At 62.8% G+C, this 14208-nt stretch carries 13 protein-coding genes; 9 read left to right on the forward strand and 4 right to left on the reverse strand.

Annotation, left to right across the window (positions count from 1 at the left end; translation table 11 throughout):
- The first annotated feature begins 151 nt into the window (after positions 1 to 151).
- From GH659_RS01025 to GH659_RS01060, 8 genes are all read left to right on the forward strand, one after another.
- Positions 152 to 883 (forward strand): response regulator, encoded by a 732-nt coding sequence (locus GH659_RS01025; RefSeq protein ID WP_153108853.1) that lies wholly within the window; start codon positions 152 to 154, stop codon positions 881 to 883.
- Positions 880 to 1902, forward strand: a complete 1023-nt coding sequence (locus GH659_RS01030; RefSeq protein ID WP_153108854.1) for a stage II sporulation protein M — start codon at positions 880 to 882, stop codon at positions 1900 to 1902. Before GH659_RS01025 ends, GH659_RS01030 begins: the two co-directional genes overlap by 4 nt.
- Complete coding sequence (locus GH659_RS01035; RefSeq protein WP_153108855.1) at positions 1892 to 3454, forward strand: DUF4129 domain-containing protein; 1563 nt, start codon at positions 1892 to 1894, stop codon at positions 3452 to 3454. Before GH659_RS01030 ends, GH659_RS01035 begins: the two co-directional genes overlap by 11 nt.
- On the forward strand, positions 3451 to 4626 hold the full coding sequence (locus GH659_RS01040) for a DUF4350 domain-containing protein (RefSeq protein WP_153108856.1): 1176 nt from the start codon (positions 3451 to 3453) through the stop codon (positions 4624 to 4626). Before GH659_RS01035 ends, GH659_RS01040 begins: the two co-directional genes overlap by 4 nt.
- Positions 4627 to 4641: 15 nt before the next feature.
- Positions 4642 to 5619 (forward strand): AAA family ATPase, encoded by a 978-nt coding sequence (locus tag GH659_RS01045; RefSeq protein ID WP_153108857.1) that lies wholly within the window; start codon positions 4642 to 4644, stop codon positions 5617 to 5619.
- Positions 5620 to 5639: 20 nt separating this feature from the next.
- Positions 5640 to 6965: a DUF58 domain-containing protein gene (locus GH659_RS01050; RefSeq protein WP_211364057.1), complete on the forward strand. Its 1326-nt coding sequence runs from the start codon at positions 5640 to 5642 to the stop codon at positions 6963 to 6965.
- A 45-nt stretch (positions 6966 to 7010) separates the two neighbouring features.
- Positions 7011 to 7832 (forward strand): BPSS1780 family membrane protein, encoded by an 822-nt coding sequence (locus tag GH659_RS01055; RefSeq protein WP_153108858.1) that lies wholly within the window; start codon positions 7011 to 7013, stop codon positions 7830 to 7832.
- A gap of 84 nt (positions 7833 to 7916) precedes the next feature.
- Positions 7917 to 8591, forward strand: a complete 675-nt coding sequence (locus GH659_RS01060) for an RDD family protein (RefSeq protein ID WP_153108859.1) — start codon at positions 7917 to 7919, stop codon at positions 8589 to 8591.
- A 10-nt stretch (positions 8592 to 8601) separates the two neighbouring features.
- Here the strand turns inward: GH659_RS01060 and leuE are convergent, their stop codons facing one another.
- The 4 genes from leuE to GH659_RS01080 all read right to left on the reverse strand — a co-directional run bounded on the left by leuE (position 8602) and on the right by GH659_RS01080 (position 13176).
- Positions 8602 to 9273 (reverse strand): leucine efflux protein LeuE, encoded by a 672-nt coding sequence (gene leuE / locus GH659_RS01065; protein ID WP_153108860.1) that lies wholly within the window; start codon positions 9271 to 9273, stop codon positions 8602 to 8604.
- A 58-nt stretch (positions 9274 to 9331) separates the two neighbouring features.
- Positions 9332 to 10264, reverse strand: a complete 933-nt coding sequence (locus tag GH659_RS01070; protein ID WP_153108861.1) for a LysR family transcriptional regulator — start codon at positions 10262 to 10264, stop codon at positions 9332 to 9334.
- Positions 10265 to 10402: 138 nt separating this feature from the next.
- The gene (locus tag GH659_RS01075) at positions 10403 to 11437 is read right to left on the reverse strand and encodes a DctP family TRAP transporter solute-binding subunit (protein WP_153108862.1); all 1035 of its coding nucleotides are present in this window, start codon (positions 11435 to 11437) and stop codon (positions 10403 to 10405) included.
- A gap of 149 nt (positions 11438 to 11586) precedes the next feature.
- Positions 11587 to 13176 (reverse strand): acyl CoA:acetate/3-ketoacid CoA transferase, encoded by a 1590-nt coding sequence (locus tag GH659_RS01080; RefSeq protein WP_153108863.1) that lies wholly within the window; start codon positions 13174 to 13176, stop codon positions 11587 to 11589.
- Between the two features lie 85 nt (positions 13177 to 13261).
- On the opposite strand from GH659_RS01080, the gene GH659_RS01085 reads away from it, so the two are divergent.
- Positions 13262 to 14194, forward strand: a complete 933-nt coding sequence (locus tag GH659_RS01085) for a LysR substrate-binding domain-containing protein (protein ID WP_211364058.1) — start codon at positions 13262 to 13264, stop codon at positions 14192 to 14194.
- The last annotated feature ends 14 nt before the right edge of the window (positions 14195 to 14208 follow it).

Below are 14208 nucleotides of genomic sequence, written 5' to 3' on the forward strand. Positions count from 1 at the left end.
GGCCTGGAATCGCGCTGCCCCCGTCGGCCATCACGAAAGGGCGGAAATTTGGCGCGCGACACCGCCGCGGGTTCATTTATACTCATGCCATAAAAACTCCCCCGCCACCGGCGCGTAACAATCACGTAGTGCCCGACCTGGAAAGCGTCCTATGAGTATTTTTACGCAAATCCGTTCGATTCTCGGCAAGACGGATGAAGCCCCTCCCCCTGCCGACAGGCTGCCGGACGAGCCGGTCGAGCGCCGGCACCGCAAGCGGTTGAGCCACAAGGGGCGACGCATCCTCATCATCGACGACTCGCCGACGATCGTTGCCGCCCTGAGGAAAATGCTGCAATCGGCCGGGTGCATTACCTTCGAAGCGCTCACGGCGGAAAAGGGACTCGAAATCGTCGAGACCGAAAAGCCCGACCTCGTCTTTCTCGACATCGTGCTTCCCGGCATGAACGGATTCGCCGCCCTGCGGCTGATCCGCCGCAATCCCGCCACAGGTGACACACCGATCATCATGATCAGCGGCAACGAGCAGGCGACCGAGCAGTTCTACGCGAAGAGGATCGGGGCCAACGACTTCATGAAGAAGCCCTTCTCCCGCCATGAGGTTTTCGCCCGTATCGAGCAATTGGTACTAAACAACACGTTGACCAGACTTTCCACGCTCCCCGGAAGCGTTACCCGCGCTCCGGCCGCGCCCGCGGCGGTACAGGAAGTCGCAGCTTCCTTCCTCGAAGCGCGCAGACAACTGACGGCGATGGGCCTGCAGTATTACAGCCAGGAACAATACCTCGCCGCCATCGAGCGCGGCGACACGCTGGCCGCCGATCTTTTTGTCGCCGGCGGCGGCATCAAACCCGTCGGCCAGACAACCGCTCCGTCCGCATGAAGGAACTCCAGTTCATCGCGTCCCGGCAGCATGAATGGGCGGCGTGGGATCACTGGTTGCGCACGGGCAGTCATTCCTCCAGCCGCAAGGCGCGCGAAGAGAAAGCCGCCGCCGAAGATGACACCGTGCAGCCAATGGCCATTGCTGATCTGCCGGCGGCCTATCGCCGACTGTGCCGCGATCTGTCGCTGGCACGCGATCGCCACTATTCGAGCGCCCTCGTTCACGCGCTGCACGACCGGGTGCTGGCCGCCCACCAGCGCGTTTATGGAGCGCGCAAGCGCGTTGCCGGCGCGTGGCTCGAATTCATCGCCAGCGGTTTCCCGCGCCTCGTGCGGCAGGAAGCCGGCTTCGTTCTCGCGGCGGCAGCGCTGTTTTTCATCCCGCTCCTGCTGTCGCTGGCCCTGCTCCAGATTTACCCGGATGGCGTCTATCTGGTGCTGTCCTCGGACAGTGCCGCGCAATACGAAGAAATGTACGCGCCCGACGCCCAGCGCCTCGGCCGTCCGGCCGCACACGGCGCCGCCCGGGAGTTGTCGATGCTGGCGTTTTACATCAGCAACAACGTGCGCATCGATTTCCAGTGCTTCGCCGGCGGCATCGCTTTCGGTCTCGGCAGCCTGTTTTTCCTCGGCTATAACGGGCTGATGATCGGCGCCACGGCCGGTCATCTGACACAACTCGGATACATCGAGACGTTCTGGGGCTTTGTCGCCGGCCACAGCGCGCCGGAATTGATCGGTGCGGTTCTGTCGGGCGCGGCCGGACTGAAGATCGGCCTTGCGCTGATCGCTCCCGGCAGGAAACGGCGGCTCGACGCGCTGAAGCAGGCGGCGCATCCGGCAATCCGGCTGCTCTATGGCGCCGCCGCCCTGACTTTCAGCGCGGCGTTCATCGAGGCGCTGTGGTCGCCGAACCGGGCATTGCCTTTCGCGGTGAAGATCGGCACCGGCATCGCCGTCTGGCTGTTGTTGCTGGCCTATCTGCTCTTCGCCGGACGGGGGTCGCGTGCAGCTTGACCGGATCGAGCTCAACCTGCGTCGCCGCCATCCGTGGGAAGCGATCGACCTCGGCCTTGTCATGCTTCGCCAATGGCACAAGCCGGTTTATCTGGCGTGGCTATCCACCTTTATCGCCTTCGCCGCGCTGACCAGCGCGGTCCTCTGGCAATGGCCGATGCTCGTCATGTTCATCGTCTGGTGGTTGAAGCCGCTGTTCGACCGGATTTTGCTGAAAGTATTCGCCGAAGCCACCTTTGGCGCGCCGCCATCGATACGCGATGTCTGGCGCGCCCTACCCGGACTCATCGGTCACACGGGCCTGTTTTCCGCACTGACTTTTCGCCGCTTCAATCCGCACCGTTCGTTCGACCTCCCCATCTGGCAGCTCGAAGGCCAGCGCGGCAAAGGCGCCCGGAACCGGCGCCGCGTGCTCAGCCGAAAGACGGCCGGGTACGCCTTCTGGCTGACCTTTGTCTGCACGCACTTCATCGTGATTTTCGAGTTCGGACTCGTCGGTCTCGTGAGCTTCCTGACGCCCGGCGACGGCATCGACGATCCTTCGCTGTTCGGCATGTTTTTCGGGGATGCCGAATTGTGGCAATTGCATCTGTTCAACGTCGCCTGGTTGGTCGCCGAAACGATCGTCGAACCGTTCTACATCGCCGCCGGATTTTCCCTTTACATCAACCGCCGCAGCGACCTCGAAGGCTGGGATATCGAAGTGGCTTTCCGACGCATGGCGGCACAGCACGCCCATCGCGGGGAATTTTCAACGGCTCCGCGCCGGGCCGGTGCAATTTCGCTGCTGATTCTGGCGTGCCTGCCGGCACTCCTGACGATAACCCTTGCCTCCACGCCGGCAATGGCACAGGAAGCTTCACCGCCCGCCATTTCGGCCTCACCGGCCCCACCATCGCCGCAGCCGCCAAGCGGACGGATCAAAAAGACGGCCGAAACCATCGTCGCCGATCCAGTTTTTGGTCGCGAAGTCGAGGAACTAAGCTGGCAGCCCAAGAAAAAAGAGAATAAGGAAACCTCCGAGGCCATGCCGCCATGGATCGAGCGCCTCGCCAAGGTCGCCGACTGGCTGGCCTTCGGTCTGCGCGGCATCGTCTATGCGGCGCTCGCCGTCGGTGCCGTCGCGCTGATGCTTCTCCTCTACCGCAACCGCCACCGTTTCGTGCGCACTGGCGGAGTGTCGAACAAGGCGCCCTCCACCCTGTTCGGCCTCGACTTGCGCCCCGACGCGCTGCCCGACAACATCCCCGCCGCCGCGCACGCCGAACTTGATGCCGGCCGCGTGACGGCCGCCCTCTCCCTGCTCTATCGCGGCGCCCTCGTCTCGCTGATCGAACATCACGGCATCGAATTTGCGGAAGGCGATACGGAAGGGAATTGCCTGTCGCGCGTCAAAGGCCGCATCGCGCCCAACGCCGTGCAGTATTTCGGCGAACTCCTCGACGCGTGGACGCATGCCGCCTATGCCGCCGAACCGCCCGCGAAAAACACGGCCAGCGACCTCTGCCAGCGCTGGGCGACGCACTTCAGCGAACGGAAATCGGCCGCATGATGCGACGACTGATCTGGGCACTGGTCGCCGTCGCCGGTCTCGGAACGCTGGCGACGTTCTGGTTCTTCGAGAATTTCGAACGCGTCCCGAAAAAACACTGGGAATCGCCGCAAAAGGAAGCGCGCCGGAACTCCTTTCTGGCCACCGAACGCCTGTTCAGCCACCTGCAACGACCGATCGACCGGATCCGTTCGCCAAAGTCGCTCGACGCGATGACGCCCAACGGCACGCTGATCCTCGCCGCCAACCGGCACCGGCTCATCGACCGCCAGCGCGCCAACCGGCTGCTGCAATGGGTCGAAGCCGGCGGCTATCTCATCGTCGAAGCCGAACGGGCCGGCACCGACCCGCTGCTCGAACGGCTCGGCGTATCGCGTTACAAAAAGCCGCCCGCACCGCCACAGCCAGAAGGCGAAAAGAAACAACCGGTAGCGAAAAAAACGCCAGCCAACCCGCCCGTCGCCAACGTCGTTCTCTCCGACCAGAATATCCGTTACCGACTCATTTTCCACGGCAACGGCCTGATCCGTCAGGCCGAACGGGCTCCCGCGTCCGCGTGGCGCGCCGGCCCGAGCGAGGAAGAAAGCTCCGTCATTCACCTCGCCTGGGGCAAAGGCCAGATCACCGTCTTCGATTCGCTGCATTTCCTGCACTTCCGGCAAATCGCCAAGGAGGATCATGCCGAGCTGATCTGGGCGCTCGTGCAGCACTACCAGCCGCGCGGCGCGATCCACCTCGCCGCCCGCATGGATTTCCAGACGCTGTGGCAATGGCTCGCGGAATCGGCGTGGATGGCCCTCATCAGCGGCATTGTGCTGATCCTGCTCTGGCTCTGGCGGATCGTGCCGCGCTTCGGCGGCATGCAGCAGGCGCGCCTTGATGAGCGCCGCGACCTCGCGCAGCATCTCCACGCCATCGGCCGCAGCCTCTGGCGTGAAGGCGGACTCGCTCATCTACGCGAAATCGTCCGCCAGTCCGTCCTGCAACGGCTGGCCCTGCGGCATCCCCGGCTCGCCCGACAGACGCGCCCCAAACAGCACAGGGCGCTCGCACGCCTCGCCGGCTACAGCCAGCGCGACATCAATGCTGCGCTGTCCTCCGCCGCCGCGCCGACGCCCGACACTTTCACCAAGGCCATGCGCATCCTGCAGCGCCTCGAACGCAAACTCTGACTTTCCGGAACCCACATGAACACGCTCAACGAAGAACAGACGACCAAAGCCACCTCCCTGCTCAACGCCCTGCGCGCCGAACTGCGCAAGGTCATCATCGGCCAATCGGCGGTGGTCGACGAAGTGCTCATCGGCCTCCTGGCCGAAGCGCACGTCCTGCTCGAAGGCGTGCCGGGCCTCGGCAAGACGCTGCTCGTCAAGGCGCTGGCCAAGACTTTTTCCGGCCAGTTCGCGCGCATCCAGTTCACGCCCGACCTGATGCCGTCCGACGTAATCGGCCATTCCATCTTCGATCTGGCCAGCAACACCTTCGTCACCCGGCGCGGGCCAGTATTCACCAATCTGCTGCTCGCCGACGAGATCAACCGCGCCCCGGCCAAAACGCAGTCGGCGCTGCTCGAGGCGATGCAGGAATATCAGGTCACGCTCGAAGGAACGGCCTGCCCGCTGCCCAAGCCGTTCATGGTGCTGGCCACGCAAAACCCGATCGAGCAGGAAGGCACCTATCCGTTGCCGGAAGCGCAGCTCGACCGCTTCCTGCTCAAAATCCGCATCGACTACCCGGATGCGCGTGAAGAAGCCGCCCTGACGCGTAGCGTCACCGAGCGCAACACCGGCGCCGACCTCGGCGTCGACCGCATTTCCACGCTGATCGGTCCAAAGCATGTCGAATCGCTGCAAATGGCCGCCGCACTGGTCGATGTCGATGAGCGCGTGCTCGACTATGCGGTCAAGATCGTGCGCGCCACGCGCGAAAACAACGGTTTTTCGATCGGCGCCGGACCGCGCGGCAGCATCGCCCTCGTTCGCGCCGCCCGGGGCGCCGCCCTGTTGCAAGGACGCGCCTTCGTCACGCCCGACGATATCAAGCGCATCGCCCTGCCCGCCCTGCGCCACCGGGTCACGATTTCGCCGGATGCCGAAATCGAAGGTTTCACCAACGACGCCCTGCTCACCTCGCTGCTCGACAGCGTGCCGGCGCCTCGCCTCTGATCGGCGTTTGAGCGTTTTTCATGCTGATTCCACACCGCCACCTGCTACTCGTCGTCGGTCTCTGGCTGGCCGGATCGTTTGTCGCCATCTGGCTGCCACCGGCCCTGGAAATCTGGCAATCGGCTGGCCTTGCCTTGCTGATCCTCGGCCTCGGCGACGCGTGGAGCGCCATCCGGCTGGGCAATCCGATCGTGCTCGAACGCAAGATGGCACAAGTCTGGCCCGTCGGCGTCGAGCAGACGATTCGCCTGCGCCTGATGCTGCGCGACGGAAGCGATGGCTGGGGGTCAGTGCGCGGTCAAATTTACGACCGCCATCCGGACGACTTCGCCGCCCGGACGCTGCCGCTGGCGTTCAAGGCCACACCCGGCGAATGGGTCGAAACGGCTTACCACCTGCAACCCGACGAGCGCGGCGACCACACCTTCCGGCCGGCGCACATCAGAATCGACTCACCGCTCCGGCTCTGGCAAACGCAACATGAGGTCGGCGACACGGAAACTGTCCGCGTCTTCCCGAACTTTGCCCGCATCACCCAATACGCCCTGCTGGCGACCGATAACCGGCTGGCGCAGATCGGCGTCCTGCGCCGCCGCCGGCGTGGCGAAGGTTCCGACTTCGACCAACTGCGCGAATACCGGCGCGACGATTCGCCGCGCCATATCGACTGGAAAGCCACGGCCCGCCTGCGCAAGCCGATCGTGCGCGAGTTCCAGGACGAGCGCGACCAGCAAATCGTCTTTCTGCTCGACTGCGGCCAACGCATGCGCAGCCGCGACGACGCGCTGTCGCACTTTGACCACACGCTCAACGCCATGCTGCTGCTCTCGTACGTCGCACTGCGCCAGGGCGATGCGGTGGGTTTCGGCACCTTCGCCCATGCCGACCCGCGTTTCTTTGCGCCGCGCAAATCGCTGGCCACCGTGCAGATGCTGCTCAACGCCACCTACGACCTGCAACCAACGCTGCACACTCCCGATTATCTGGCCGCCAGCGACCTGCTCGTCCGCCGGCTGCGCAAACGTTCGCTCGTCGTTCTGCTCACCAATCTGCGCGACGAGGATGATTCGACCTTGCAGCCGGCGCTCGCCCAACTGCGCCGGCATCATCTCATGCTCGTCGCCAGCCTGCGCGAAACGGGGCTGGAGCGGCTGCGGCACACGTCGGTCGGTGACTTTGACGAGGCGCTCGGTTATGCTGCCGCAATGGACTATGCGCTGGCGCGTCAGAAGCAACAGGCCCGTTTGCGGGCCCAAGGAATCAGCGTGCTCGACACACAAGCCGCACAGTTGCCGGTCGCCTTGGTCAATCGCTACTGGGATATCAAACGCAGCGGTCTTTTTTAATCCGTCTTACCAACAACATCAAACACGACCCACGGGAGGGAAATCATGTCTGACAGCAATTCTTCCGATAAGAACCAGCGGCCAATCCCCGCGGCTTGGACCAAAAATCCATTTGAAGCGCCGACAGCACACGTCGAGGATCCGAAAACACACGTCGACGAATCGCTGGCCAGCGAGCCGAACCGTTGCGAAGCCGGTCGCGGCTCCGCGTGGTGGGGCGAGGGCTGGGGTCTCTTCCGCGAAGCAACCGGCACCTGGATCGGCATCGCCGTCGTTCTCGTGCTGATCAACATTGTGCTGGGGCTCATTCCGGTCATTGGCGACTTCGCCACCACTTTCCTGATGCCGGTTTTCGGCGCCGGACTGATGCTCGGTTGCCGCAGTCTCGACTCGGGCGAGGAACTGACATTGGGCCACCTGTTCGCCGGCTTCCAGAAGAATTTCGGCCAACTGATTCTCGTCAGCGTGTTTTACCTCGTGGGCTTCATCCTCGTCTTTCTTGTCGGCTTCGCGCTCGGCTTTGGCGGCGGTTTCGCCGGAGCCATGAGCGGTGGCGCGAACGGTGTTGCGGCCGGAGTCGGCTTGGCCGTACTCGTCGTTCTGGCGCTCAGCATTCCGCTGGCGATGTCCATCTGGTTCGCGCCGGCGCTCGTCGCGCTCAATGACGTGCCCGCTTTCGAGGCCATGAAGCTGAGTTTCCGCGGCTGCCTGCGCAACATGCTGCCGTTCCTGATCTACGGCATCCTGTTCATCCTGCTCGCCATCGTCGCCACCATTCCGCTCGCGCTCGGCTGGCTGGCCCTGCTGCCGACGATGTTCTGTTCAACCTACGCTTCCTACCGGGACATCTTCACGCACGGGAACTAGGAATTGGCGGGCTTGCACAACATCCGGCCCGCCCCGGCGCGGCTTCCGCAACCACTTTGCGCACCGCTCGACACGGTGCGGAAAGTGGCCACGCCGGAAGGCTGCGAACTCAGCCTGCGGCTCGCCGGCCCCGCCGTTCGCGTACGCGCCTGGCTCTTCGATTTCGTCATCCGTCTGATGATTTTTGCCGGCGCGATGATCGTGGCCGGCTATCTGGGCCGCCTCGGGGCCGGCGTCGCGGCACTGCTCGCGTTTGTGCTTGAATGGCTGTATCCGACGCTGTTCGAGGTTCTCTGGCACGGTCAAACCCCCGGCAAGAAGTTTTCGAACCTCGTCGTGCTGAACGACGACGGAACCCCGGTCGGCTGGGGCGCCTCATTCGCGCGCAACACCCTGCGTTTTGTCGACTTTCTGCCCTTTGCCTATGCCTGCGGGCTGTTCAGCCTCTGGCTCACCCCCGATGCAAAGCGCCTTGGCGACCTGCTTGCCGGCACCGTGGTTGTTTATCGCGACGAGACCAGATTTCCTAAGCTGGCGGATGACCACTTCCAGAGCGAACCGCCCCCCTTCCCGCTCACGCTGGCCGAACAACGGGCCTTGATCGAATACCGGTTAAGAGCAACAAACCTGACGACGGCCCGCGCCGAAGAATTGGCGGAACTGGCCTTGCCGCTCACCGAAGGAATGCACCCCGAAGCCGCTCAGGCACGCCTCTTCCGCATCGCCAACGGCCTGCTCGGCCGGCACAAGCAGGGCTGAAGCCCCCCCGCTAAGCCAAGGTCGCGCAGGCCAGCTTGATGCCGAAGCCGACAAACAACCCGCCGACCCCGCCCGTCGCCGAAGCCGACAGCCAGCGATGACGCCGGAAGCGGGCCGCCAGGCGCGCGCCACCGAAAATCAGCGCGGACAGGTAGACGAAGCTGCATGTCTGGACGATCGCGCCGAGAATCAGGAAAGACACCGCCGGCCGTTCATAGCCGGGCGAAACGAACTGGATGAAGAAAGAAATGAAAAACAGGATGGCCTTCGGGTTCATCAGGCTGATGAGCAAGGCCGTTCGCAATGGGCGTGCGGCGACGAGAGAAGAATTCCCGGCTAGCGCTTCCTGCTCCATCCGCGTCGAAGACTCTTCCTTACGGCGCCAGGTTCGCAACGCCGAGCGCAACATGCTGACGCCAAGCCAGGCCAGATAACCACCCCCGGCATACTTGAGCACCATGAAAAGCGCCGGGATGCCATGCAATAGCGACGCGACACCCATCGCCGAAAGCGCCATCAGGATCGTATCGCCGATGAAAATGCCCATCGCCCCGCGATAGCCCATCGCCACGCCCTGCCGGGAAGCCACCGTCATCACATAAAGCGAATTCGGGCCGGGCAGAAGAACGATAAAGATCGTGCCCAGGATGAAAGTCGTGATGTCCGTAATGCCGTAGAACATGGGATAACCACCGCGCAAAGGTTAGATTCTAAATCCAGCAGAACCTTCACGACCGCTATCAAACGCTCTCGCTTCTGTCACGCATGAACAAGGAGGCGCATAGCCCGCGGAGCCAGCGATTTCCCGGATCGTTGTGATAGCGCGAGTGCCAATGCTGCTTGACCGTAAACCCCGGGATGGGAATCGGGCAGGAAAAGACGCGCAGCCCGCCGAGCTTGGCTAGCGTCTCGCCAATCTGCCGCGGCAACGTCACGAGAAGGTCGGTCGTGGAAATAATCGCGGTCAGGCCGAGAAAGCCTGGCAGTTCCAGCGCGACACGCCGGTCGAGATGATGCCGCTCCAGGCTGGCATCGAGCAGGTGATGGCCCGTGCCGGAAACAATCGTGACGTGTTTCTCCTGCTGATACGCCGCCTCGCCAAGCGCATCGGTAATGCGCGGATGGTTCGGATTCACCAGACACACCCAGTCCTGGTTGAACAGGCTCTGCTGGTAAAAGCCAGCCCCCAGCTCCGGAATCAAGCCCACCGCCAGATCGGCCTCGCCTGATTCCAGACGCTGGGCGATCCGGTCGTCGATCCGTTCGGCGCCGAGACGGACATTCGGGGCCACCGACTGCATGTGCGCCAAAAGTTGCGGCAGCAAGGTGATGTGGCTCGCGTCAGTCATGCAGATACGGAAGCGCCGTTCGCTAGTCGCCGGATCGAAGCGGGATTCGCGCTGGGCGAGAAAACGCAGCGAATCGATGGCCTGCCGCACCGTCCCGATGAGCGCATCGGCCTCCGGCGTCGGCAGCATGCCGGACGGCGTGCGGACAAACAGCGGATCGTTGAGCTGCTGCCGGAGCTTGGCAAGCCAGATGCTCACCGTCGGCTGCGCCAGTCCGAGGTGTTCGGCGGCGCGCGTCACGCTGCGCGTGTCGTAAAGCAACTCGAACAGGAGCAGGAGGTTGGCATCGAGCAACGGCAGCGGAGGCGTACTTTTTTTTACCATTCGGATCGGCGGACAACAGGTCTCTGTGATTACGCGGGGTGCTCAAAGCATGATAACGATGCCGCAGCTTTCCTGAAACCCGTCCCGATAAAGCGAAAACCGGCCGGAGCCGGTTTTTCCTGCGATTGGCGCCCGAGCTTACTTGTGCGCGCTGCGATATTTCTGCAGTTCGGACATCATTTCGCCGACAAACTCCGGACCGATCTGCTGGGTGTGCTTCTCGATGACGGGCTTCAGACGGTCACGCATCTTGTCCAGTTCGGCGGGCGGCAGAACGGTGACGGTCACGCCCTTGGCCTTCAACTGGTCGAGTGACTTGGCAGCCACGTCGCGCGACAGCTTGCGTTGATAAACCCCGGCTTCGGTGGCCGCTTCCTCGATGATCTTCCTTTCATCGGCGGTCAGCTTGTCGTAGAGCCGCTTGCTCATGCCGAGGAAGGACGGCTGATAAACGTGATTGGTAATCGCCAGGTTCGGGCTGACTTCGTAGAACTTGCCATCCACCATGTTGATCAGCGGGTTCGACATGCCGTCGATCGTGCCTTGCTCAAGCGCGGTATAGGTTTCGTTGAAGCCCATCGGAACGGCATTGGCGCCCAGTCCGTTGACGAGATCGATATACACCGCCGTCGTTTGCACGCGCAGCTTCTTGCCATTGAAGTCGTCGGCTGTCTTGATCGGCGCACCCTTGCGCGTATGGAAGTGGCGGAATCCGAGTTCGAAGAAGGCGAGGTCGACGATGCCCTTCTCGGCCATCTTGTCCTTGATCTTCTTGCCGATCGGGCCGTCCATGATGAAGTCAGCTTCGTCCGCCGACTTGAACAGGAACGGGAATTCAAGCGCCAGCGTTTCCTTGACGGTACCGCCAAAGTTGTTGAGCGTGCCGATCATCATGTCCAGCGATCCACCCTGCAAGGCCGCCATGCTCTGACCATCGTTACCGAGCGCGCCGTTCGAGAACATCTTGGCCTTCATCTTGCCGCCGCTCTTCTTTTCGAGCAGTTCGGCAAATTTGAATCCCCCCTGGTTTTGCGGGTGGGTTTCACTGTTGGCCGCAGAGATTCTGAACAGGTGGGTATTGACCTGTGCGGAAGCGTTGCCGATCGCCGAGAAATACATGACGCCCGGAACAATCAATGCAGCAAGCAATGGCGAAATCCGTTTGACCATCATCCTTCTCCTTAAGACATGAGTGTATTGCCGGTTCTAGTTGTGAGAGCTGGATCCGCCCGACCGGCGCGGGCGGATCCTGTTGCTACGAGATAGGTAATTCCTCCGTTTTTTTAACGACAAGACAGGCGTTGCGCGGCATCAACCGCGAGTCAACCACGGTTGCGCCACTCGTCCTTGATGCCCATGATTTCCGGACGGAACATGCGCTCATCCATGGTCTTGAGATTGGCCGCCATCTTCGGCTGGAAGTCCATGTGCGCGAGGATGTCGCGTTCGATATCGACGCCCAGCGCGACTTCGGTCAGTTCGACGCCTTCGTTGGTCAGACGGAACACGGCGCGCTCGGTGACGAAGACGACCTCCTGGCCGCGCCGCACGGCGTCGGCGCCGTTGAAGGTCACTTCCGGCACATTCGCGATCAGCTTGCGGAACTTGCCTTCGTTGTCGATCTTCAGCTTGCCGTCGGCGAACGAGACCTTGAGGCCGCCGGCGGTCAGCGTGCCGCAGAAGACGACTTTCTTGCTGTTCTGCGAGATGTTGATGAAGCCGCCGGTGCCGACGATCTTGCCGTTGAAGCGGTGCACGTTGACGTTGCCCTGCTGGTCGAACTCGGCAAAACTCAGGAAGCTGGCGTTGAGACCACCGCCGTCGTAGAAGTCGAACTGCGACGGCATCTCCATCAGCGCCTGCATGTTGGCGGTGGCGCCGAAGAAAATGCCTTGCGCGCCGACGCCGCCGACCGGGCCGGTTTCGACGGTGAGCGTGAAGTCCTCATTGACACCTTCTTCGCGGGCGATGACGCCGATGCCGTCAGCGATACCGACGCCGACGTTGCCAACGTTGCCCGGGCCGATTTCCATCAGGGCGCGACGGGCGACCAGCTTGCGCTCGGTCAACGGCAGCGGCACAACGTCGCCTTCTTCCATGGTGAAGTCGCCGGAGAAGAAGCGGCTGGTGCCGGTGTAGAGCTGGGTCTGTTCCGGGACGACGACCAGCGCATCCACGAGGTAGCCGGGGATGCGGACGGTGCGCGGGTGCAGCGTCCGCGCCTTGACGACCTTCTCGACCTGACAGATGACGAGGCCGCCGTTGTTGTGCGCGGCTTGCGCCAGCGCCAGCGTGTCGAGGTAGCAGATTTCGTCTTCCATGCTGATGTAGCCGTCGGCGTCAGCGGTGGTGCCGCGAATGAAGGCGACATCGATCGGTACGGTCTTGTAGAACAGGCATTCCTTGCCATCGATGTTCATCAGCGTGACGAGGTCATCCTTGGTGCGCTCGTTCAGCTTGCCGCCGGTCTGGCGCGGATCGATGAAGGTGCCGAGGCCGACGTGCGTCAGGATGCCGGGCTGGCCAGCGGCGGCGGCGCGCACGAGCTGGCTCATGACGCCTTGTGGCAGGTTGTAGGCTTCGATTTCGTTGTTCTGTGCCATGTCGGCGAGACGCGGCGATTGCGCCCAGTGGCCGCCGACGGCACCCTTGACGAGCCCGGGCTGGGCCAGCACCGACATGCCGCGCTCGGCGCGATCGCCCATGCCCGTCGAATGATAGAAGGTCAGGTCGCGCGGTTGCTGCGTAGCCTTGAACCGGTCGGCCAACGCGTTGATCAGCGCGGTCGGCTCGACCACGCCACCGCCGGCGCCGCAGATGGCCACCGTGGCTCCCGACGGGATCAGGTTGATGGCCTCATCGGCCGACATCTGGTTAACACGGGTGCCTTTGCGTTTCAGTCTCGTTTCCATGTTGCCTCCTCGAAAATTGAGGCCATGGTATAGTGGCGCGAATGAAACATAATTAGCACTTTTATTGATTCACTATCAACACATCGTGGATAACCTACCTGCACTTTCGGATCTCAGTCTGTTCTGCGTCGCGGCGCGTCGCTCGAGCTTTGTGGCGACGGCGACCGAGCTCGGAAAATCGTCGGCCTTCGTCAGTAAACGCATCGCCATCCTGGAAAAAACGCTCGGCGTCAAACTCTTTCACCGGACGACCCGGCAAGTGGCGATTACCGAGGATGGCGAGTCTGTTTTCCAGTGGGCGCAGCAGATCCTCGAAGCGGCCAACGGCCTGACCGAGATGGTGGGCGGGCGCGACGTCGAACCGAAGGGGATGGTGCGCATCACCTCAAACTTCCGTATCGGGCGATTGCATCTGGCGCCGCTGCTGTCAGAACTGGAGCAGCGTCACCCGGGACTGGAAATCTGGCTGGAGGCGATCGACCGCCCGGTCGACCTGATCCGCGACGGCATCGATATCGATATTCGCATCGGCACTGTGACCGAACCGCATTTGTTCGCGCACCGCATCGTCGAGTCCCGGCGCATCCTGTGCGCCGCGCCTTCCTATCTCGAAAAGCGCGGGGTCCCGAAATCGCTCAACGAGCTGTCACAACACGCCTGTCTGGTCCTCCGGGAGCGCGATCAGGCATTCGGCGTCTGGCGGCTCGATGGGCCGAACGGCCTCGAAACCGTGAAGGCCACCGGCTCGATGTCGACGAACAACGGTGATGTCGCCCGCGTCTGGGCACACGCCGGACAGGGCATTTTTCTCGTCTCGGATCGCGACGTCGCCGACAGCCTGGCGAACGGGGAATTGGTGCACATCCTTCCCGACTACTTCCAGCCCGCCGACGTGTGGGCGGTGTGCCGGACTCGCCTTTCCGATTCGCTGAAACTCCGCGTTTGCGTGGAGTTCCTGCGCGAGCAACTGACCTCGGGGCCGTACGCGCTGGTCAAGCCCAAGGTCGAACAGAGCTGATTTCAGACCGAGCC

This window comes from Propionivibrio limicola (assembly GCF_009469695.1).
In the GTDB taxonomy this organism is placed as follows: domain Bacteria; phylum Pseudomonadota; class Gammaproteobacteria; order Burkholderiales; family Rhodocyclaceae; genus Propionivibrio; species Propionivibrio limicola.

Coding starts and splice junctions, on each gene's coding strand:
- leuE (WP_153108860.1), bottom strand. CDS start 9,273: ATGTTCTACGGCATTACGGACATCACGACTTTCATCCTGGGCACGATC.
- GH659_RS01045 (WP_153108857.1), top strand. CDS start 4,642: ATGAACACGCTCAACGAAGAACAGACGACCAAAGCCACCTCCCTGCTC.
- GH659_RS01025 (WP_153108853.1), top strand. CDS start 152: ATGAGTATTTTTACGCAAATCCGTTCGATTCTCGGCAAGACGGATGAA.
- GH659_RS01055 (WP_153108858.1), top strand. CDS start 7,011: ATGTCTGACAGCAATTCTTCCGATAAGAACCAGCGGCCAATCCCCGCG.
- GH659_RS01070 (WP_153108861.1), bottom strand. CDS start 10,264: ATGGTAAAAAAAAGTACGCCTCCGCTGCCGTTGCTCGATGCCAACCTC.
- GH659_RS01080 (WP_153108863.1), bottom strand. CDS start 13,176: ATGGAAACGAGACTGAAACGCAAAGGCACCCGTGTTAACCAGATGTCG.
- GH659_RS01075 (WP_153108862.1), bottom strand. CDS start 11,437: ATGATGGTCAAACGGATTTCGCCATTGCTTGCTGCATTGATTGTTCCG.
- GH659_RS01040 (WP_153108856.1), top strand. CDS start 3,451: ATGATGCGACGACTGATCTGGGCACTGGTCGCCGTCGCCGGTCTCGGA.
- GH659_RS01030 (WP_153108854.1), top strand. CDS start 880: ATGAAGGAACTCCAGTTCATCGCGTCCCGGCAGCATGAATGGGCGGCG.
- GH659_RS01050 (WP_211364057.1), top strand. CDS start 5,640: ATGCTGATTCCACACCGCCACCTGCTACTCGTCGTCGGTCTCTGGCTG.